The sequence below is a fragment of the Clostridium transplantifaecale genome, assembly GCF_900626075.1.
In the GTDB taxonomy this organism is placed as follows: Bacteria; Bacillota; Clostridia; order Lachnospirales; family Lachnospiraceae; genus Otoolea; species Otoolea transplantifaecalis.
The window spans coordinates 1-21,350 of record NZ_UYZY01000004.1; the positions used below are offsets into that span (position 1 = coordinate 1).

Below are 21,350 nucleotides of genomic sequence, written 5' to 3' on the forward strand. Positions count from 1 at the left end.
GTACTTACCGAGGTCTTTTCGAGGTTAGTACCATTATGTACTCCAACGAGCGCAAGCGTTTCCCGCAGGAACTTTTTCTGCCCGGATTCCCCGCCCGCGACAACCTGGCGCCCGGGACGAAAGACTCATCGATCCCCCACCCCACCCCGGTCCCCGGTCCCCGGCCTGACGGCGGCGTCCTCATTTTTCAACTAAATCCCCCTTATGGCCTCCTTCATTTCCATCACATACTCTTTCACATACGGAACACACTCCGCCCCATACTGTTTACAGAGCTTCACAATCGCGCTTCCCACAATCACGCCGTCCGCCTTGGCAGCCATGTTTTTTGCCTGCTCCGGTGTGGAGATTCCGAACCCGATGGCGCAGGGGATATCTTTTGCCTGTTTTACGAGCTTCACCATTGCCCCGACATCCGTGGTGATACTGGTGCGGACTCCGGTTACGCCTAGGGAGGAGACGCAGTAGACGAAACCGCTGGCTTCTGCGGCAATTCTGGCGATTCGGGCATGGGAGGTGGGGGCGATCAGGGAAACCAGCTCCATCCCGTATTTTTTGCAAATCGTATCAAATTCTTCTTTTTCCTCAAATGGAACGTCCGGGAGGATGAGGCCGTTCATGCCGATTTCCGAGGCAGTGCGCACGAAACGCTCCGTTCCGTAGGAAAACACCACGTTGGCATAGGTCATGAATAACAGGGGAATAGAAGTCTTTTTACGGATGCGTGATACCATCTCAAATATTTTATCCGTGGTGACGCCTCCGGCCAGGGCGCGTTCGTTAGCGTTCTGGATGACGGGCCCCTCGGCTGTCGGATCGGAGAACGGGATACCCAGCTCGATTAAATCGGCTCCGGCTTCTTCCATTGCGTAAACTAACTGTTCGGTGATGTCGAGCGACGGATCGCCGCAGGTGATAAATGGGATAAATGCTTTTCCGGCTGCAAATGCATCCTTTATGGTAATTTTATTCATGGAGATCCTCCCCTCTGTATCGTGCGATTGCGGCGCAGTCCTTATCGCCGCGGCCTGAAAGTGTGATGACAATAATCTGGTCTTTGCCCATGGACGGGGCAATTTTCCTGGCATGGGCGACCGCGTGGGCGCTCTCAATGGCCGGGATGATTCCCTCCAGCCGTGACAGGTATTCAAATGCATCGACGGCCTCGTCATCGGTGACGGGCACATATTCGGCGCGTCCGAGATCGTGGAGATAAGCATGCTCCGGTCCGATGCCCGGATAGTCCAGGCCGGCGGAAATAGAATAGACCGGTGCGATCTGGCCGTATTCGTCCTGACAGAAATAAGACTTCATGCCGTGGAAGATGCCGAGTCTGCCCGTGGCTATGGTGGCGGCCGTTTCGGCGGTATTTACACCGCGCCCCGCGGCCTCGCAGCCGATGAGACGGACGCTCTCGTCACCGATAAAATTGAAAAATGTACCGATCGCATTGGAGCCTCCCCCGACACAGGCCATAACGGCGTCGGGCAGTTTTCCCTCCAGTTCCATGATCTGTTCCTTGATTTCCTTTGAAATGACTGCCTGGAAATCGCGGACGATGGTGGGGAAGGGGTGTGGTCCCATGCAGGAACCGAGGACGTAATGGGTATCTTCGATCCGGCTGGTCCATTCGCGCATGGTTTCCGACACCGCATCCTTGAGAGTTCCGGTCCCGCTTGTCACGGCATGGACCTTGGCGCCCAGGAGACGCATCCGGTAGACATTCAGCGCTTGGCGCTCCGTGTCCTCTTTTCCCATGTAAACTTCGCATTCTAAATCCATCAGAGCGGCCGCAGTGGCGGTGGCAACTCCGTGCTGTCCGGCTCCCGTTTCTGCGATCACTCTTGTTTTGCCCATCTTTTTCGCCAGAAGAACCTGGCCCAGCACGTTGTTAATCTTGTGGGCGCCGGTGTGGTTTAAATCCTCCCTTTTCAGGTAGATTTTGGCTCCGCCCAAATCCTCCGTCATCCTCCTTGCGTAGTAGAGACGCGACGGCCTGCCTGCATAATCATTGAGGAGGTCGGTCAATTCCCGGTTAAACTGGGGATCGTCTTTATAGCGGTTATAGGCTTCTTCTAATTCGATCACCGCATTCATCAGGGTTTCCGGCATATACTGGCCGCCGTGAATGCCAAATCTTCCGTTTGTCATAGTTTTATTCTCCTTACTGCGGCAACTGCCGCCAGAATTTTTTCTTTGTCTTTTATACCGTCCGTCTCCACGCCGCTGCTCATATCAACGCCCCAGGGACGGATCATGTTTACTGCCTCCTCCAGGTTGTGCGGGCCAAGCCCTCCTGCGAGAAAGTAAGGTCTTTCGATGTTTTTCAGAAGTGTCCAGTCAAAGGTGATTCCTGTGCCTCCGCCGCCGTTATCTAAAAGGACTAAATCGGCGCTGCTTTTTTCGGCCTGCCGGAGCGATTCCGGTGAGGCAGCTCTGAATGCCTTGATGACCGGTACATCTATTTCTTTTTTCAGGTTTGAGATGTAAGTTTCATCCTCGGAGCCGTGAAGCTGGACGGCTCCCAGTGTATGGTCGCGGACAAGGCTTATGATGGTGTCCTGCGGTTCATCTACAAAGACGCCAACCGGGACAATGGATTTACTGAGCCGGGAACGGAGTCTTCGAAGAGCTGCGGGGGTGATGTTTCTTCTGCTTTTCGCTACGTTGATGATAAAACCGCAGTAGTCCGGCTGCGCCTCATTTACCCAGTCGATGTCAATGGGGCGGGACAGGCCGCAAATCTTTACTTTTGTCACCCGGAAACTCCTTTCAGCTCATTTAGCATTGCTTTTTTATCGGGAGAGCGCATCAGCGTTTCACCTATCAATACAGCATCGGTGCCGTTCTCATGCAGTTTTTGAATATCTGCCGCCGTCCGGATGCCGCTCTCGGAGACAAAAAGGATTTCCGGGGGAACGAGGGAGCGGAGGCGGATGCTGTTGTCCAGATCCACCTGAAATGTTTTCAAATCCCGGTTATTAACTCCGATGATAGAGGCTCCGGCATGGACGGCCCTCATGACTTCCTTCTCGTCGTGCGCTTCGGTCAGCACATCGAGCCGGAGGGAGGAGGCAAGTTCCATATAGCTTTTAAGCTGATCATCATCCAGGATGGCGCATATCAGCAGGATGGCTGACGCGCCGCAAATTCTGGCCTGGTAAATCATGTATTCGTCCACGGTGAAATCTTTTTTTAAAACGGGAATACTTACGGAGCCGGATATCTGACTCAAATACGCGTCACTTCCCTGAAAATAAAAGGGTTCGGTCAGACAGGAAATGGCTGACGCGCCTGCAGTTTCATATTCCTTTGCAATGTCTAAATAAGGAAAGTTCTCTGCAATCACTCCCTTGGAGGGGGAAGCTTTCTTGACTTCACAGATAAAGGACATACCCGGTGCGGCCAGGGCCTGACGGAAGGTGGGCCGGTCTGTTTTGGCGAAGCCGAATGCGGCCATGGTTTCGGCTTTACTTCTTATATCGAACAGGGGAAGGCGTTTCCGCTCCTCCTTGATTCGTTCTTTTGTCTTTTCTGCTATGGCAGCAAGAATATTTTCATTCATTTATTTCTCTCCCGGATACGGTTGTTCCTCAGCGGTTGCTTTCACGTATAAATTCTTCCAGTTTCTTAAGCGCGTCTCCGTTGTCAATCAGACGTTCGGCCAGCCGCACTCCGTCTTCGAGTGTTTCCGTCCTTCCCGTCACATAGAGGGCGGCGCCGGCGTTCAGGCAGACGGCACAGCGTTTGGGGCCTCTTTCCTCACCGCTTAAGATGGCTCTGGTGATTGCCGCGTTTTCCTCCGGGGTGCCGCCGGCCAGATCTTCCTTGCCGCAGCGGGTGTAGCCGAACTGTTCGGGGGTAATCTCGTAGGACTGGAACCAGCCGTCGCGGATTTCGCAGACAGAGGTTGCGGAACTCATGGAAATCTCGTCGAGTTTATCCTGTCCGTATACGACCATTCCTCTTGAGACGCCCAGTTTCGCCATTACCTGTGCCAGCGGCTCCACCAGCGCCTGCTCGTAAACGCCCATCAGTTCCATGTTGGCTCCGGCCGGGTTAGAGAGGGGGCCGAGGATATTAAATACGGTGCGGATGCTCAGTTCCTTGCGGATGGGAGCCACATATTTCATGGCGATGTGGTAGTTCTGGGCAAACAGGAAACAGATTCCGATTTTCTTCAAAAGTTCTGCGCTCTGCTCCGGCGTAATGTCGATTTTGACGCCCAGCGCTTCCAGAACGTCCGCTGCGCCGGATTTAGACGATGCGGCCCTGTTGCCGTGCTTTGCCACTGGCACGCCGCCGGCCGCGATGACCAGGGCGGAGGTGGTGGAGATGTTAAAGGAGTTGGCTCCGTCCCCTCCCGTCCCGACGATTTCAAGGACATCCATGTCGTGGAGCAGTTTGATGCAGTGGGCGCGCATACCTGCGGCCGATGCGGTGATTTCGTCGATATTTTCTCCTTTGATGGAGAGGGCGGTCAGGTAAGCGGCCATCTGTACCTGGCTGGCCTGACCTTCCATTATTTCATTCATAACCTGCTCTGCTTCCTCGTAGGTCAGGTTCTCTTTTGTGGAAAGTTTGATAATTGCTTCGCGGATCATAGTTTTTACCTCCTGAAAATTATGTATTTAAAAATCCCCCGGTTAAAGACTGGAAAGGAAGTTCTCTATCATCTTTTTACCCTGTGGGGTCATGATGGATTCCGGATGGAACTGGACGCCATATACGGGATATTTCCTGTGTTCTACGGCCATGATTTCGCCGTCTGCGGTGCGGGCCGTGATGCGCAGGCAGTCGGGAAGATACTTTTCCGCTGCAGCCAGGGAGTGATATCTGGCAACCTGGACCGGCGGATTAATTCCCCGGAACAGGACGCTGTCCGGTTCTGTGTCTATCATCGATGTTTTCCCGTGCATCAGTTCCTTTGCATAGGTGACAACGCCTCCCAGTGCGCTGCAGATGGCCTGATGGCCGAGGCAGACGCCCAGAATCGGAATTTTCCCGGTGAAATGTTCAATCACGTTCAGGATAATACCGGCATCCTCGGGGCGTCCCGGACCGGGTGAAATGACAATTGCTTGGGGGGCCATGGCCTCTATTTCCTCCAGGGTGCAGGCATCGTTTCTTACCACCTTTATATCGGGGGTGATGCTGCCAATCAACTGGTACAGGTTATAGACAAAACTGTCGTAATTATCTATCAGCAATATCATAAGAGACCTCCTTCCGCCGCTTTCAGTGCATTTACTACGGCTTTTGCTTTGTTGCAGCACTCTTCAAATTCACGTTCCGGGACGCTGTCCGCCACAATTCCGGCTCCCGACTGGACACATACGCGTCCGTTCTTTTTATAAGCCAGGCGGATGGCAATACAGGTGTCCATATTGCCCGTAAAGTCCAGATAACCGATGGCGCCTCCGTAAATCCCCCTCTTTCTGCCTTCCAGTTCACCGATAATCTCACAGGCCCGCAGTTTCGGGGCTCCGGATAAGGTGCCTGCCGGTAAAATAGAGTCGATGGCGTCCACGGCGTCTCGATCCTTCCGGATGGTTCCCGATACGGTGGAACCGATGTGCATGACATGGGAGAACCTCTCAATGGTACAGTATTTTAAAACATTTACCGTGCCGAGGCTGCAGACCCTGCCGAGGTCATTTCTTCCCAGATCCACGAGCATGTTGTGTTCCGCCAGTTCTTTTGTATCGGACAGAAGTTCACGTTCGAGAGCCTGATCCTCCACGGCATCCCGGCCGCGGGGGCGCGTTCCGGCCAGCGGGAAGTTAAAGAGAGTTTCATTTTCCAGCTTTGCCAGCGTTTCCGGAGAGGCGCCTGCGATTTCCACGTCATCACTGGAAAAATAGAACATATACGGTGATGGATTTGTGGTGCGCAGCACCCGGTAGGTGTCAAAGAGACTGCCTTCCGCCGCCGCGGTAAGCGGGTCGGAGAGAACCACCTGGAAGATATCGCCTTCGTGGATGTAATGCCTGGCTTTTTCCACCATCCTGCAGTATTCCTTTTTGGAAAAGGCGGGGGTCAGTTCCTCTTTCAGCTTCAGAGGCTTGAAAACTGCCTTGGCTTCACTGCCCAGCAGCTTTTCTATCTCATCCAATTTTTCGGAAGCATCCTGATAGGAGCGGTCCGGATCCGAGGGATCGACGCCTGCAATCAGGATTAGCTTTTGTTTATAGTGGTCGAAGACGATAACCCGGTCGAAAAGCATCAAATCCACATCGCAGAAATCGTCATTTTTGAGTCCGCTTGTATTCAGGGACGGTTCGGCATACTTGATGTAATCGTAGGAAAAATAACCCACAAGACCGCCGGTAAATGGCGGCATATTTTCTAATTTCGGGCTTTTGTAATCGTCCAGGATGCGGCGGATGGCTTCGCCCGGATGGATGGTGCCGGTGGTGGTTTCCTCGGTCAGTTCGTCCTCCTCCCCGCGCCGAACCCGGAGAACTCCGTTTTTGCAGGTCAGTTCCAGACTGGGGGAGTAGCCAAGAAAGGAATAGCGGCCCCATTTCTGATTGTCCTCAGCGCTTTCCAGAAGATAGCAGTGGCGGCTTGCCGCTCTCAGCGTTCTCATTACTTCCACCGGAGTGAACCGGTCGGAATAAACTTCGCGGGCGACGGGGATGCGGCGGTAGGAGCCGCTCTCAGCGATTTTTTTTAAGTCTTCCAGTGTTGGGTACATATAAAACCTCCTGTCTCATTTACCTGGTGTTCTGTATCATTTTGGTGTATTGTCTCATTGTAACCGGCTCTGTCGGGAGATTTTTACTGGCAGGATGTACCTTTAAGAAAATAAAAAATCCGCCCATGACAGAATAATAGTTTCTGTCAAGGACGGATATAATTCCGCGGTGCCACCTTGATTCATGGATCTCTCCATGCGCTTTGCGAGATACTGACATATCTCCGGCAACTGACGTATGCCCCACGTCACAGAGTACTCGGCGGTATAAAGCCTTTGACTGTGCCCTCGGCGGTCCATTTGGCAATCTGCAGTTCGATCCGGTTCTCAGCATCCCGGACTCTCTGTGCGCGCATAATTACTTTGATCTCCGCTTCATTGGTTTAAGCTAATAAATTAGTGAATTATTTTTGTACAATATACTATGTTTGAAATGATTTGTCAATTACTTTTTTTAACCTCTTAACTGTTCGATTTTATCCTGTTACTGTCCACACCGCATTGTGCAGTGAACAGTAACGCTATCCTCCTTTTACGGAGCGGGGAAAAAACAGGCGGATCCGGGCAGATTGCGGAGCAGTCCGAAGAGCAGAAGAATACCAATCATAAAATAGATAACGATGGTCTGGGCGCGGGTCGGAAGATGTTTTCCTATTTTCACATACCGGACCGCCATCTGCAGAGCGATCACAAGGCCTGCGGGAAGCAGCAGGAGTATAACCGGATTAGCCCGGAATGCCGCTTTAAAGTCCAGACGGAAGAGGGCGAGGCACATGCGGCTTACACCGCAGCCGGGACAGTAAAACCCTGTGACTTCATGGAACAGGCAGGGGATCAGGGGGCGTCCCGCCAGAGTGCATAAGAAGATATAAAACAGGCCGGCTCCGAGGAGCCAGCCAATTCTGATGCACAGTTTCCGCAAACGCTTATGCATTTGGAAGATATTTATTCAGCTCGTTCTGCAAAAGAGCATAAGCCACGATGCTCAGTCCGAACAGGCTGAGAAGCAGATAAATCACAGGCGCGCTTCCCCTTGGTTCGCCGTGCTGGTCGTGAATCATCTCAACGGCATTCCCCATCTGGTACATCCAGTAGAAGGCATAAATTCCGCAGGTCAGCAGGGAAAACAGAAAAACCATTCCTCCGCTCGTCCCCATTCTGCCGGAAAGGGCATTTGTCTCGTCATTCAGTACAATCATCCAGTAAATTCCATAGATGCCGCACGTTACAAACAGCAGTAAAATACATACCGCAATATTGCGCTGTTTCATAGTCCGTTTCCTCCTTTGTGTAGTGTCCTGTCCAGAGCGCATTTGAAAATTCATTTCCGCCATCTGTACGCCCTGGGCAGTTTTGATTCTACCACAGCGGGGACGGCCGATCAACAGGAACCTACAGTGTTTCCGCCCTCTGCTTGATATTCTGGTGGAAATTGATGATGTCATGCTCATATTCCTGATCCATCAGGCTGGATGTAATCATGAAATCCGCGGTGGCCTTATTATTGGCGATGGGAATATCATAAACCTGCGCAATTCTGAGCAGCGCCTTGACATCCGGGTCGTGAGGCTGGGCTGTCAGAGGATCGGAGAAGAAGATGATAAAATCTATCTGTCCCTCAACAATCTTGGCGCCAATCTGCTGATCGCCTCCGAGAGGGCCGCTGTTATAACCCTTCACCGGCAGGGCGGTATAGTCCGTGATCATCCTGGCGGTAGTGCCTGTCCCGCACAGGAAATGTTTTTTCAGAATTTCCTTATTCTCCTCGCACCAGTTGATAAGATCCTTCTTTTTATTGTCATGTGCGATTAAAGCTATATTTTTCTGTTTTCCGATAGTCATTGTTAAAAAATCCATATAAATCACTCTCCTTTTCACTGATTGTGTAACAGCATGGCAGTAACCTGATTCTTGCATAAAATGGAAGAAATGTCAAGAAAAGAGAAATTATACGGAATAATTCATCGTATTTTCTGTATCCGCACCTTGTTGTAATTGTTATGTGAGGAGCAGCGGGAAAGATTTCTGACATTACAATCCTATTTTAACATTTTAATGTAAAATTTTCTTTTTCTGCGGGTAAAGGTATGGTATAATGTGCGCGTAGCGGACATGATACTGCGCATACCGTTTTCTGAGTTCACCGGAGAAATACGGGCGCTAAGTTCCGTCGGAGACACGTATTCACGAAGTGAATATGGTATAATGTGCGCGTAGCGGACATGATACCTGCAGGAACAATCAGATAATATAAAAAGGGGAGTTACTAGTGGATAAACCGGGCATTGGCAGAAGAGCAGCCCTGAGAACAATCATATCGGTAGCCTGTATTCTTGTATCGGGATTTCTTCTTTTCTATGCGTATAAAAATATAACAAGAAACATGAGCGCCAGCAACCTGAGGAGAGTGGCGCAGCAGAACTGCATGGTGTATGATATGCGGTTTGCGGATAACAGGAGTATGCTGCGTAATGTCAGTGAGACCCTCAGGATGTTTAACCAGATGAGCACGGAGGAACTTTCTGTTTATTTGGGAAGAAGCGCCGCCGACAACAACCTGTTTGGAATTTACCTGATCGACGGTGAAGGATATGCAACGGGAAAGGGCGGGAAGAGGGAAAAAATCCAAAAGACCGCCGATCTGAAGCTCCTCTTAGAAAATCGGAAAGAACTATTCCGGGTAGGGCTTTTTAATGATTCGGAGGATGCCGTTTTCGTGAGTATTCCGGTGGAACCGTATGAGGTGGCCGGTTTCAGGGTGGCTGCGCTGGCAATGGCCTATAGCAATACAGCGTTATATGACAGCCTGAATAAGGAACTCTATGACGGGGACGCGACGGTTGTCCTCGCAGACGGATATGGTAACACATTTATGCATGTCGCCGGAAAAGAGACGGATGAAAAGAATTACGGTACGGTGGAAGAATACTTTTCTGGTTTGAAGTTTTCCGATAAAAACAAGCTGTCGAAAATGACGGAGTCCGCCATACAGGGACACGGCACCACAACTTGGGTGAGGGATGATCATAGAGAATACTGTCTCAGTGTGCTGCCGTTTGAAAGTATGGACGGCTATCAGCTCTTTATGGTGCCGTCGGAGGTGATAGAGGCGTCGGTCAGAGGAAAACTGGACGAAGTGCTGCTGCAGTGCGGTCTGAGCCTGGTGCTGGTGGCCCTGACGCTTATTTATTTCAATCTGTACACCTACAGGCTCGACAAGGCCCAGTATATGGAGCTTGTCTCCGCCCGCGACGCCGCCGAGGCAGCAAACCGGGCTAAGAGCAGCTTTCTTTCCAACGTGTCCCACGATATCAGGACGCCGATGAATGCCATCACCGGAATGGCCAGAATTGCCCAGGAAAATATTGACGACGGGAAATGTGTGGCGGACTGCCTGACGAAAATCGATGTGTCTTCCAGGCTGCTTTTGGGAATTATTAACGATGTCCTTGATATGTCGAAGATTGAGGCCCAGAAGATCGAGCTGGCAAGCCAGGCGGTTTCCCTGACGGAGCTGATTGAGTCCAACCGGATGCTGATAGAAAAAAAGGCGGAGGAAAAGAGGCTCTCCCTGACGGTCCATTGTGAAAATATCACCCATGACACCGTTCTGGGGGATCCGGTCCGTATCAGCCAGATTATCATGAATATTCTGAGCAATGCGGTGAAATGCACTCCCGATGGCGGCAGAATCACGGTGGAAGCCGCAGAGCTGCCCTGTGACAGGGAGGGAAAAGGGCGGTACCGGTTCGTGATATCCGATACAGGCGTGGGAATGTCGGAAGAGTTCCAGAAACATATTTTCGAACCGTTTACCCAGGAAAATGATTCCGGCCGTTCCAGCTATAAGGGAACCGGGCTGGGGATGGCTATCACAAAGAACCTGGTGGAATTGATGGGGGGAAATATCGGATTGGAGAGCAGTCCCGGCAAAGGTTCCGTATTCCGCGTGGAACTTGTGCTGCCCCTGACCTCCCGGACGGCGGTGCTCCGTGAAAAAGAGGAGGGCACCGGCTCCGTATTCAAGTCGGAGGAAATCATGAACTGCCTCTCTGGAAAACAATGTCTGCTGGTGGAGGACAATGAACTGAACGCAGAAATAGCGGAAACGTTTTTATCCATGGCCGGAATGAAAAGCATGAAAGCCGTCAACGGCCGTGAGGCGGTGGAGCTGTACCTGAAGATGGAACCGGGATTTTTCGATATAATTCTGATGGATATTCTGATGCCGGTGATGAACGGCTACGACGCCTGCCGGGAGATTCGGGCATCCGGGCGTCCGGACAGCCTGACGGTGCCGATCGTGGCAATGACGGCAAATGCATTCAGTGAGGACGTTAATCGGGCCAAAGAGAGCGGAATGAACGCCCATATAGCAAAGCCGATTGACGCGGATCGGATGATGCATGTGATGAAAGAGGCGCTGGATTGACCATAAAAAGCCGCTGCCGCTTTCCTCGGAAAATGAGGAAGGCAGCAGCGGCTTTTAGATTGTAATATGGTTCCACATCTGCTGCAAAACATTTATTTATTTTCCTTTGCTTCTGCCAAATAGTGCACAATCAGAAGGCCTACAGCCGCTAGGACGAACATTGCCGTTAAAACAAAAAACGCGGTAGCATAGTTGCCGTTGATAATGTAATTATAGGCATCCCCGCCTACATAAGCGTTCACAGGTTCGTAGGGGTAACGTTCCCCATCGCTGTAACGCATCATTTTATCAATTCCCTTGTAGAGTGTAAAACAGCCGCATGCCAATGAGGCAATCGCCAACCAGCACCATACGCTTAATTTCCGGGCGGCCGATGCCGCAACAAACTCATTGTGCCTCTCTTCGCAGACGGTTGGCTGATCTGCCGGTACGGAAGGATTTTCCGGGATGACCATCTGCTGGCCGCATTGCGGACACGTGCCTGCGCCTTCGGGCAGTTGTGCCCCACATCTTTTACAAAACATAATTACTCCCCCTTTTTCCTGATTCATGCAATTTGCAGTAAATGGCATTGTTCGTACTCTGCATGTTAGCAGACACGATCACTATAGATTCATAAATTGCAAACTGTATATACATATTATGCATCATACCTATAATTGTACAACCTTTCAAGCCGATATGACAGGACATTTTAAAATAAGACAAAAATTTCCAGAAATCTGTTCCGGTTCTATCATCTGTTCAAACTGAAACGTTTCTGTATAAAACCCCCCAACTTTTCAGCAAAATTACGGCTACATGGCGGCCGCGACAATACCCTCCCCACTTGACGGAAGAGACAATCAGCCCCTGAAGCCGGCGGACGGGGCAACACCTTCCCTGAGTCTTCAGTCCCGCCGACAACCTGCCCGGGGATGGAGGAGAAAAATTTTCCGAAGGGAGACCTTGAAGCCCGCCGGTGCTTAGCGAGGTCTCTCACGAGCTTAGCATCCGCTGTGCGCTTCACAAGCGGGAGCGTGTCCCCGCAGGAATTTTTTTCTCCGGATTCCCCCTCACGACAACCTAAAAACCGGGACTGAAGACTCATCCACCCACCTCACTCCCCCGTCCGCCGTCTTACAGAGGCGTCCTCCCCCCTCAACTAAATTTTCCTTAAGCTTTTTGACAGTATGAAAAAAGGGAAGAATATGTTATAATACAAACGATTATACGCTTTTTTTGGAGGAAACAATGGCTGCAGAATACGCAATTGAAATAAAAGATGTAACGAAAATCTACCGGCTGTATGAAAAACCCATTGACCGTTTGAAGGAATCCCTGAATATCGGCCATAAGGAGTATCATAAGGATTTCTATGCCCTCAGCAACATTTCTTTTTCCGTGGAAAAGGGACAGACAATCGGAATTATCGGAACAAACGGTTCTGGTAAATCCACGATATTAAAAATTATAACCGGAGTCCTGACGCCGACGTCGGGCCAGGTGAAGGTGGATGGCACGATATCGGCCCTTCTGGAACTGGGAGCCGGTTTTAACATGGATTATACCGGAATTGAGAACATCTATATGAACGGAACGATGATGGGTTTTTCCAGAAAAGAGATGGAGGCCAAGCTTCAGGATATCCTGGAATTTGCCGACATCGGAGACTTCGTTTACCAGCCGGTAAAGACGTATTCCAGCGGTATGTTCGTGCGGCTGGCTTTTGCACTGGCGATCAATGTGGAGCCGGAGATTCTGATTGTGGACGAGGCCCTGTCGGTCGGCGATGTTTTCTTCCAGTCCAAGTGTTACCGGAGGATGGACGAGATCAGGAAAAACGGGACGACAATCGTCATGGTTACCCATGATATGGGCAGTATTATCAAATACTGTGATAAGGTAATCCTGTTAAACAGAGGTGAATTTATCGCCGAGGGTTCCGCGGGCAAGATGGTGGATATGTACAAGAAAATCCTGGCGGGCCAGATGGAGGCGCTGCGGGAGGAGCTTGCACAGATGAGTGATTTTTCCGGAGAAAAGGTTGTGCTGGCCGAGATGGGAGGCGGGGAACCGGGAGAAGATCCGGCTTCCGCAGACAAGGCATCGGGTCCTTCTCTGATGCGGAACAAACTGACGGTCAATTTAAACCGCGAGGAATATGGGGACGGAAGGGCGGAAATATTTGATATGGGCCTGATCGACCAGAGAGGCAATATCACAAACCTCCTTTTGAAGGGGGAATCATTTACAATCAAGGAGAAGATCCGGTTTAACGATGCCATACAGGCTCCTATTTTTACCTATACGATCAAGGACAAGAAGGGTAACGACCTGACCGGCACCAATACCCTGTTTGAAGGAACCGATATAAAGCCGGTCAAAAAAGGCGATGTTTACGAGGTGGCATTTACGCAGAAGATGACGCTTCAGGGCGGGGAGTACCTGCTGTCCATGAGCTGCACCGGTTTTGAAAATGGGGAGCACGTAGTGTACCACCGGCTTTACGACGTGGTGAACATCACCGTGATTTCCAATAAGAATACGGTTGGAGTCTACGATATGGAGCCGGAAGTGGAAGCGGTGCTTGTGGACGCCGATGTGTAAGGAGACCCGTAAGATGGAGAATTTGAATAATAGTGCGAATGCAGCAAAAAATAGGAAATCGAAAAAGAGCCTGAACGGTGAAATCCTGAGTCTGATAGATAAATACACGACGGATACGGGCTTAGATATAAGGAGGGCTCTAAAGGAAAATAAACGTCTGGATTACCTCTATGCGCTGGCTCCGCTTCGGGAAAACCTCCTGGAATGGTATGATTTTAAAGAGGGCGGACCGCTCCTTCAGGTGGGAGCTGATTTCGGTGCGCTGACCGGACTGTTTTTAAAGAGAACGGGGAATGTGACGGTACTCGATGAGTCGGAGGAGAGTCTTTCCGTGGTAAAAACCAGATATCAGGGAACTCCAGGGCTCAGACTGGAATGCGGCAGTCTGGAGTCTTATGCCGGAAACCCTGAGAACCATGGCAGATTTGCCTATGTGACGTTAATAGGTTCTCTGCACGCGGAAAGCCGGGCGGGAGAGAAAGATCCGATCGACGGGCAGCTTCGGGCGGCCAGACAGCTTCTGGCGCCGGGCGGGACGCTGATACTTGCGGCCTGTAACCAGTTTGGCCTCAAGTATTTTGCCGGTGCGCAGAGGGACGCAGTGAGCGTGACGAAGCGGAAACTGGAGAACTGTCTGGAGGGAGGAAGATTCTATTATCCAATGCCGGATTACCGCCTTCCGTCTTCCATCTATTCCGAACAGTATCTGCCGAAAAAGGGCGATTTGACCGGAATGCTGGCACTCTATGATTATCCGGAATATCTGCTGATGGATGTGGGAGCCGCATACGACGCCGTCTGTGAGGACGGCCAGTTTGAGAATTTCGCGAATTCTTTTCTCGTGATATGGACCGAGGGGAGCGGGCAGGTTACTGTTCACAGGTAACATTCCGCGCGCCCATAACAATAAAAAAGGAGAATAGACACCGTGTCAGAGTTAAGGTTTGTTAAATACAACAGGACGAGGCAGGAGAAATTCCAGATCAAGACACAGATTCTGGAAGAGAACGGAACGCGCTTTGTTGAGAAGACCGCCCTCTGTGAGGAGGGAATTCCGCATATCCGCTCGTTTGATGAAAAATATAATCTTCTGACCAGCCAGAATGAGAGCATGAAGCTGGTAAAGCCGGAGGTGTCCGAAGACGGAAGGACCGCCCGTTTTGATTATCTGCAGGGCAGAACGATGGCGGAGATTCTGGGCGAAGAACTGGCCTCGGGCGATATCGTCGCCGCCGTGAGGAGAGGAATGGAGCTTATCTATGACATCAAGCCGGAATTCATCTCGGATTTCCATGTGACGCCGGAATTTAAAGAGGTATTTTCATCGGCGGGCGAACCGGTGGATGTGGAAGAGAAGGGACCGGCCTATGCCGCCTCCAACATTGACGCCCTGTTTGAAAATATGCTGGTGACGGAGGAAGGGGTCTATGCCCTCGACTACGAGTGGGTATTTCTGTTTCCTGTCCCGGCCGGTTTCGTTCAGTACAGGACGCTCCACTATTTTTACAGACAGTATCAGAGCATAATTGGTGAGAAATTTAAAGATCAGGCTTCATTTTTAAAAGAATTCGGCATTGAGGAGAAGCAGCTTCCCCTTTATGAAAAGATGGAGCGCAGCTTCCAGGAGTACGTCCATGGGGAGAACCAGAGGATATACCAGGAAGACTTTATGGTGAAGACGAAGACGCTCACCGAGCTTAAGCAGGTGGACGGGGAACTGGAACGCGCCAGAGAACGGTTAAACCAGCTCAGGGCGGAGATTTCCGAGAAGGACACTGCGCTTAAAAAAGTGCAGGAGGTTCAGCGCCTGACGAATAACCATGTGGCAAACCTGGAAGTGATTATTGCCGATCTGCGCCGTGAGATCGGAGAGATGGGGAAAACCTTGACCTATTTAAACCGCCACGAGGCAGTCATCTTCAAAATCAGAAGAAAAATAGGACAGGCCTTTAACAGAGCTTATCCGAAGGGAACCAGAAAACGCAAGATTCTGGGATACTGGAAAAATACGCTGCTTCATCCGGTCCGATACATTGGAATGTATACGTCAGAGGAAGGGAAGAACAGAATTAAGGGAGATTTTGAAATCGGTGAGGAGTACCTTCAGTATGGGAAACTTAATTTTCCTGTGGAGGAAAACCCGGAGGTATCGATTGTTATTCCGGTGTACAACCAGATTCACCATACCTATCTCTGTCTGGCTTCCATTCTGGAACATACGAAGGATGTGAGCTATGAGATTCTGATAGCCGACGACGTTTCAAACGATGCCACGGAGCATCTGGGAGAGTTTGTCTCCAACATCACGGTCTGCAGGAATGAAACCAACCAGGGATTCCTAAAGAACTGCAACAATGCGGCCAAATCGGCAAGGGGCCGTTATGTGATGTTTTTAAATAATGATACACAGGTGACGGAGGGCTGGCTCAGTTCTCTGGTAAATCTGATTCAGTCGGATCCTTCCATCGGAATGGTCGGATCCAAGCTGGTTTATCCCGACGGCCGTCTTCAGGAAGCCGGAGGAATTATATGGAGCGACGGTTCAGGTTGGAATTACGGCCGTCTGGACAATCCCGATAAGGCAGAATATAACTATGTGAAAGATGTGGATTATATTTCGGGCGCCGCCATCCTTCTCTCCAATGACTTGTGGAAACAGATTGGCGGATTTGACGAGCGCTATGCGCCGGCCTACTGTGAAGATTCGGATCTGGCCTTTGAGGTCAGAAAAGCCGGATACAGAGTGGTTTATCAGCCGCTCTCCAAGGTAATCCATTTTGAGGGAGTCAGCAACGGAACGGATGTAAACGGCGGGGGCCTGAAACGGTATCAGGTGGAAAACAGTGAGAAACTTAAGGAAAAGTGGAAAGAGGAGTTTAAAAACCAGTGTGTCAATACCGGTAACCCGAATCCATTCCGCGCACGGGAGAGAAGTATGGGAAAACCCGTCATCCTGGTGGTGGATCATTATGTTCCGACGTTTGACAAGGATGCCGGTTCCAAAACTACCTTCCAGTATTTGAAGATGTTTCTGAAAAAGGGATATGTGGTGAAGTTCGTGGGAGATAATTACCTCCATGAGGAACCTTATACAACGGTTTTACAGCAGATGGGCATCGAGGTCCTTTACGGGCAGGAATATCTGACCGGTATCTGGGACTGGCTGGATAAGAACGGGAAAGAGATAAACGTCGCTTATCTGAACCGCCCCCATATCGCTGCAAAATATGTGGACTATATTGCGGAACATACCGATATCAAGATTATTTATTATGGCCACGATCTCCATTTCCTGAGAGAATTCAGGGAATATGAACTGACCGGCGATGTACAGAAAAAGAGGGATTCTGAATACTGGAAATCCATCGAGTTCGCGCTGATGCACAAGGCGGCTGTCTCCTATTACCCGTCGGTTGTGGAGGAAGAGGCTATCCACGACGTGGATGAGACAATTAATGTAAAGGCGATTACGGCTTATGTGTACGATACCTTCCTGGAAAACCTGAATATGGACTTTGCAAAGAGGGAAGGACTTCTGTTTGTCGGAGGATTTGCCCACCCGCCGAATGCGGATGCGGTGCTGTGGTTTGCAAAAGAGGTTTTCCCGTTGATAAGGGAAAAACTGGACGTGAATTTCTACGTTGTCGGTTCCCGGGTGACCGAGGAGATAAAGGCGCTGGAACAGCCGGGCAGCGGGATCATCGTCAAGGGATTTGTCTCCGAGGAAGAGCTGTCAGAGCTTTACCGGAACTGCCGGATCGTCGTTGTGCCGCTCCGGTACGGCGCGGGCGTGAAGGGCAAGGTGGTCGAGGCCATTTATAACGGCGCCCCTATTGTGACTACTTCCGTGGGCAGTGAGGGTATTCCGGGCGTGGAGGACGTGCTGCTTGTGGAAGACAAACCGGAGGATTTTGCGAAGGCGGTGACGGATTTATACGGCGATGAGAAGCGGCTTTGTGAACTCTGTGCGGGGACACAAGAGTATATTAAGGATCATTTCAGCGTGGATGCGGCGTGGGAAGTGGTTCGGGAAGATTTTGAAGAATAGCTGTTATCGTGAACAGGAATGAATAACTGGCTTTTACGGAAGACAGACGGAAAACAGATACCGGGGAAGATGTGGTATCTGTTTTCTTAATTTAACGGTAAAAGGTTTTCTAAGCTCTTTTTCCGCCGCGAACAGAGGTTGGGAGAAAAGCGCCGAAGAGGCGGAATGAAAAGCGGCAAAGATAGTCGAGCCATATTTTTCTGTTTATCCTATAATGCACAGGTAAGGAGGTGAGAGACATGCAGGAACAGATTGAAGCGGTCCAGAGAATGCAGGATTATATCGGGGAGCATCTGACGGAAAATATCACACTGGCGGAGTTATCCCGTGTTTCCCTGTTTTCGCCATGGTATTCCTACCGTCTGTTTACACAGCAGGTTGGAATCACACCGGCCGATTACATCCGCAGGATGCGTCTGTCGAGGTCGGCGCTGAAGCTGAGGGACGATATGTGCCGTATTGCAGATGTGGCTTTTGAGATGGGATTTGGCAGCGTGGATGGATACCAGAGGGCATTTCTGCGGGAGTTCGGCTGCAATCCGCGGGAATATGCATTAAATCCGGTTCCTTTGTATCTCTTTACTCCATATGGTGTGAAGTTCAGGAATATTGAAAGGAGAACGGATATGGAAAACTTAAAAAACGTATTCATCCAGGTAATTGAGAAACCGGCCCGTAAGGTCATCATTAAGAGGGGCGTCAAGGCAAATGATTATTTTGCATACTGTGAGGAGGTTGGCTGTGATGTCTGGGGGCTGCTCCAGAGTATCAAATCAATCAGCGGAGAGCCTGTCTGCATGTGGCTGCCGCATCGGTTCATAAAACCGGGAACCTCGGAGTATGTGCAGGGAGTGGAAGTGTCTTATGACTATGACGGTATCGTTCCGGAGGGGTTTGAGGTGCTTGATCTGCCCGCGGCAAAGTATATGATGTTCCAGGGCGAACCGTTTGCAGAGGAAGACTACTGCGTGGCCATCGATGAGGTCAAGGAGGCAATCAGAAGATATAATCTCTCTGTGACCGGATATGTGTGGGATGAAGAAAATCCCAGAATCCAGCTGGAACCGATCGGCAGCAGGGGATATATTGAAATGCTGGCGGTTAAATAAAATCGGCTGTTATACAGATGTGATGATACAAAGGTGGAATGAGTCCCTTCGACCGCCAGGTTCCAACGGAACCCAGTTTCGTTCCCGTCAACAAAACGCGTACGCTAACCGGAAGTCATTGAGGATGGTTTTATAAATAAAAAGCCCCGCTGAAAATCAAATTGTCAGCGGGGCTTTTTACTTATAAAACAATGAAATTATCAATAAAAAATAAAGCTATCTATCTAAAAAAGACATTCTCATTTTTAAATTTATCCGAATCTATGCAACAAGATCTCAATCATTCTATTTCTTCTCCGCTGTTTTCCTGAATTCAGTCCCGTTCCTCCCGGCAGTATCCTAACGGAATTCTAATTCAATCCCATCCAGATACAGACTGATTTCCGGATCGCCCTCCGTAGTAGTGAGGCGCATCAGAAAATAGCCGTCCTCTGTTACCAGATCGCTTTTGCTGTACATATTGACGGTGATTTTCCGGCTGTTCCCGTCATCCGTTTCCATGTTCCAGGGATAACGTCCTCCTTTGTTATAATAAATATAGATGGTGTTACCGTGCGACGATGGAACCTTCATCAGATAGGCGCCCTGGGTTTTATCACACTGCTGCATCCAGTCTTTGACATTTTTGTCAACACTGTCCTTGCTTACATCGCTTCCCCTGATCCCGGCAGTATCAAGTATCTGCGTGCCGTCCATTGTAATATAGGGAATTCCGTCATCGGGGCGTCCGGGGTAATTCGTATCTTCTTTCTCCCATTCTTTTTTGTCCCATTCAGGGGTGATGTCCTCCATATTGTCCAGCAGTTCATCTGCAATTTTTTTATCCAGCTCCTTTATCCCTGTAACATTGCCGTTCTGATCCCGGATAGCTTCGAGATACAGTGTGCTGTCGGTGCCGCGATCGTGGTAGCATAAATCAAAGGAATAGGAGTTCTTTTCATTTCCATGATCCTGGAATGATACGAAAAGCTTTACCCTCCGGCTATTATAGTAAACAGCGTCCTGCTCCGGATCATAGGTCACGCCGTAGGAGGCATACTGCCTGAAATTTTCTATCAGACTGTCCGTGCGGCTCTTGTGGTTATAAGATGTCTGTTTCACATCTTCACCAGGTTTCGGTTTTTCTAATGTCAGTGCGGCGCTGGCCGGGTTTGTGACAAAGCCTGCGGTAAACAGCGCTGCCGCCAGGGTATAGGCTGCGGCAGCCATACGGGATGTCTTTTTAAAATTCAACACGTTCTTTATCCTCTTTTTCATATAGCGGATACTGCCGCCTCCAAAGGCAAGAGGACTTAAAAGTCCCGGCTTGCGGGCATACAGGCTGACGAGTGACGTGGAGTAAATCCGGCGGATATCGCTGTCCGCCGTGCGCAGGACGGCCTCGTCACATGACATTTCCATATCCTCTGACATAAGCCGGTAACTGACCCATACGAGAGGATTAAACCAGTGAACGGTGAGCGCCAGAAAGGCAAGAAACTTAAATACGTAATCCCGCCGCCTTATATGCACCCGCTCATGCGCCAGGACACAGTCCAACTGCTTCGGATCCAGCTCTGAAGGGACATAGATTCTGGGGCGGATTAAGCCAAGCACAAAGGCGGTGGATACCTTATCCGTTTCAAAGATATCGTCATATATAAGAGTTGCATCGTAGATCCTGCGTTTCAGGCGGATATAGGCGGCTGCCGAATAAACCAGAATCACGGCAGCGCCAAAGAGCCAGACATATGCGGCTCCCGAAAGAACAGCCTGCACCGGTGAAATGGCTCTGTCTGCTTCAGGTGCATTGGGTACATCCCCGGATTCAGGCGCGGTATGTCCGAGCAGCCGGTTTACCGTAGCGTCAATGGCCGTATGTCCGCTGTTAATCTGTGGATTCCCCTCTGTGACCGCCGCCGGCTGTATCAATTCACGGTTGACCGGCATGAAACTAGCCGAGCTCTCAAAACTGAAGGGACAGATGAGGCGCAGAAATACGACGGCCCACAGGGAATAAGAAAACAGTTTCGGTGCATTTTTCAGAAGAATCCGAACCAGCATGACGGCGATAGCAGCAATTCCGGCCGTAATACTCATGTTGAGTACGGTAATCAGAAGATGATTCATTCTTTCGCCTCCTCTATCATTTTTAAAAGAACGCCGGTCTCCTCATCGTTCAGGGATTTATCTTTCAGGAACGCCGCGATAAAAGAGGGAAGGGAGCCGCCAAATGCCTTGTCAAGCAGCATCTCGGCCTCGTATTTCTGCACCTGTTCCCTTTTCACAAGAGCTGTCACCGTGGCATTCTCATTTTTGATAAAACCGCGTTCGGAGAGTTTACGGATCACCGTGTAGGTAGTCGGCCGTTTCCACCCCAGACGTTCCCCGCAGATAACGGAAAGCTCTCTGGAGTTAATAGGCTCCACCTCCCACACAATGTTCATAAACTTAAATTCTGCATCGTACAGTTTCAAATCCGTCATATTCCGG

General features: G+C 50.3%; 18 protein-coding genes. 5 read left to right on the forward strand and 13 right to left on the reverse strand.

Going from position 1 to position 21,350, the window contains the following annotated elements; genetic code table 11:
• Nucleotides 1-191: 191 nt before the first annotated feature.
• From trpA to EJL91_RS15105, 10 genes are all read right to left on the reverse strand, one after another.
• Nucleotides 192-974 carry a tryptophan synthase subunit alpha gene (trpA, locus tag EJL91_RS15060; protein ID WP_125142800.1) on the reverse strand — a complete coding sequence of 261 codons (783 nt, stop codon included), beginning with the start codon at nt 972-974 and terminating at the stop codon, nt 192-194.
• The gene (gene trpB, locus EJL91_RS15065) at nt 967-2,151 is read right to left on the reverse strand and encodes a tryptophan synthase subunit beta (RefSeq protein WP_125142801.1); all 1,185 of its coding nucleotides are present in this window, start codon (nt 2,149-2,151) and stop codon (nt 967-969) included. Before trpB ends, trpA begins: the two co-directional genes overlap by 8 nt.
• Nucleotides 2,148-2,759, reverse strand: coding sequence for a phosphoribosylanthranilate isomerase (locus EJL91_RS15070; RefSeq protein ID WP_125142802.1), 612 nt, complete (start codon nt 2,757-2,759; stop codon nt 2,148-2,150). Before EJL91_RS15070 ends, trpB begins: the two co-directional genes overlap by 4 nt.
• Entirely contained in the window at nt 2,756-3,565 is an 810-nt protein-coding gene (trpC, locus tag EJL91_RS15075) for an indole-3-glycerol phosphate synthase TrpC (protein WP_125142803.1), read from the reverse strand. Before trpC ends, EJL91_RS15070 begins: the two co-directional genes overlap by 4 nt.
• A 28-nt stretch (nt 3,566-3,593) precedes the next feature.
• The gene (trpD, locus tag EJL91_RS15080; RefSeq protein ID WP_125142804.1) at nt 3,594-4,604 is read right to left on the reverse strand and encodes an anthranilate phosphoribosyltransferase; all 1,011 of its coding nucleotides are present in this window, start codon (nt 4,602-4,604) and stop codon (nt 3,594-3,596) included.
• 42 nt (nt 4,605-4,646) lie between these two features.
• Entirely contained in the window at nt 4,647-5,216 is a 570-nt protein-coding gene (locus tag EJL91_RS15085) for an anthranilate synthase component II (protein ID WP_125142805.1), read from the reverse strand.
• Entirely contained in the window at nt 5,213-6,700 is a 1,488-nt protein-coding gene (trpE, locus tag EJL91_RS15090) for an anthranilate synthase component I (RefSeq protein ID WP_125142806.1), read from the reverse strand. The genes EJL91_RS15085 and trpE overlap by 4 nt, the downstream gene beginning before the upstream one ends.
• Before the next feature lie 532 nt (nt 6,701-7,232).
• The gene (locus EJL91_RS15095; RefSeq protein ID WP_125142807.1) at nt 7,233-7,634 is read right to left on the reverse strand and encodes a DUF2752 domain-containing protein; all 402 of its coding nucleotides are present in this window, start codon (nt 7,632-7,634) and stop codon (nt 7,233-7,235) included.
• Nucleotides 7,627-7,971, reverse strand: a complete 345-nt coding sequence (locus EJL91_RS15100) for a DUF4234 domain-containing protein (protein ID WP_125142808.1) — start codon at nt 7,969-7,971, stop codon at nt 7,627-7,629. Before EJL91_RS15100 ends, EJL91_RS15095 begins: the two co-directional genes overlap by 8 nt.
• A gap of 121 nt (nt 7,972-8,092) precedes the next feature.
• Nucleotides 8,093-8,557 (reverse strand): methylglyoxal synthase, encoded by a 465-nt coding sequence (locus EJL91_RS15105; protein ID WP_125142809.1) that lies wholly within the window; start codon nt 8,555-8,557, stop codon nt 8,093-8,095.
• Between the two features lie 412 nt (nt 8,558-8,969).
• Between EJL91_RS15105 and EJL91_RS15110 the strand changes: the two genes are divergently transcribed.
• Nucleotides 8,970-11,132: a hybrid sensor histidine kinase/response regulator gene (locus EJL91_RS15110; RefSeq protein WP_125142810.1), complete on the forward strand. Its 2,163-nt coding sequence runs from the start codon at nt 8,970-8,972 to the stop codon at nt 11,130-11,132.
• Nucleotides 11,133-11,224: 92 nt separating this feature from the next.
• Here the strand turns inward: EJL91_RS15110 and EJL91_RS15115 are convergent, their stop codons facing one another.
• Complete coding sequence (locus EJL91_RS15115; protein WP_164516857.1) at nt 11,225-11,656, reverse strand: zinc-ribbon domain-containing protein; 432 nt, start codon at nt 11,654-11,656, stop codon at nt 11,225-11,227.
• Between the two features lie 709 nt (nt 11,657-12,365).
• On the opposite strand from EJL91_RS15115, the gene EJL91_RS15120 reads away from it, so the two are divergent.
• From EJL91_RS15120 to EJL91_RS15135, 4 genes are all read left to right on the forward strand, one after another.
• Nucleotides 12,366-13,721, forward strand: a complete 1,356-nt coding sequence (locus EJL91_RS15120; protein WP_125142812.1) for an ABC transporter ATP-binding protein — start codon at nt 12,366-12,368, stop codon at nt 13,719-13,721.
• 13 nt (nt 13,722-13,734) lie between these two features.
• Nucleotides 13,735-14,607 (forward strand): class I SAM-dependent methyltransferase, encoded by an 873-nt coding sequence (locus tag EJL91_RS15125; RefSeq protein WP_125142813.1) that lies wholly within the window; start codon nt 13,735-13,737, stop codon nt 14,605-14,607.
• Between the two features lie 42 nt (nt 14,608-14,649).
• The gene (locus EJL91_RS15130; protein WP_125142814.1) at nt 14,650-17,769 is read left to right on the forward strand and encodes a glycosyltransferase; all 3,120 of its coding nucleotides are present in this window, start codon (nt 14,650-14,652) and stop codon (nt 17,767-17,769) included.
• 239 nt (nt 17,770-18,008) lie between these two features.
• Nucleotides 18,009-18,878, forward strand: coding sequence for an AraC family transcriptional regulator (locus tag EJL91_RS15135; RefSeq protein WP_125142815.1), 870 nt, complete (start codon nt 18,009-18,011; stop codon nt 18,876-18,878).
• 339 nt (nt 18,879-19,217) lie between these two features.
• On the opposite strand, the gene EJL91_RS15140 is transcribed toward EJL91_RS15135, so the two are convergent.
• Nucleotides 19,218-20,987 (reverse strand): M56 family metallopeptidase, encoded by a 1,770-nt coding sequence (locus tag EJL91_RS15140; protein ID WP_125142816.1) that lies wholly within the window; start codon nt 20,985-20,987, stop codon nt 19,218-19,220.
• Complete coding sequence (locus tag EJL91_RS15145) at nt 20,984-21,343, reverse strand: BlaI/MecI/CopY family transcriptional regulator (RefSeq protein WP_125142817.1); 360 nt, start codon at nt 21,341-21,343, stop codon at nt 20,984-20,986. Before EJL91_RS15145 ends, EJL91_RS15140 begins: the two co-directional genes overlap by 4 nt.
• Nucleotides 21,344-21,350 lie beyond the last annotated feature (7 nt).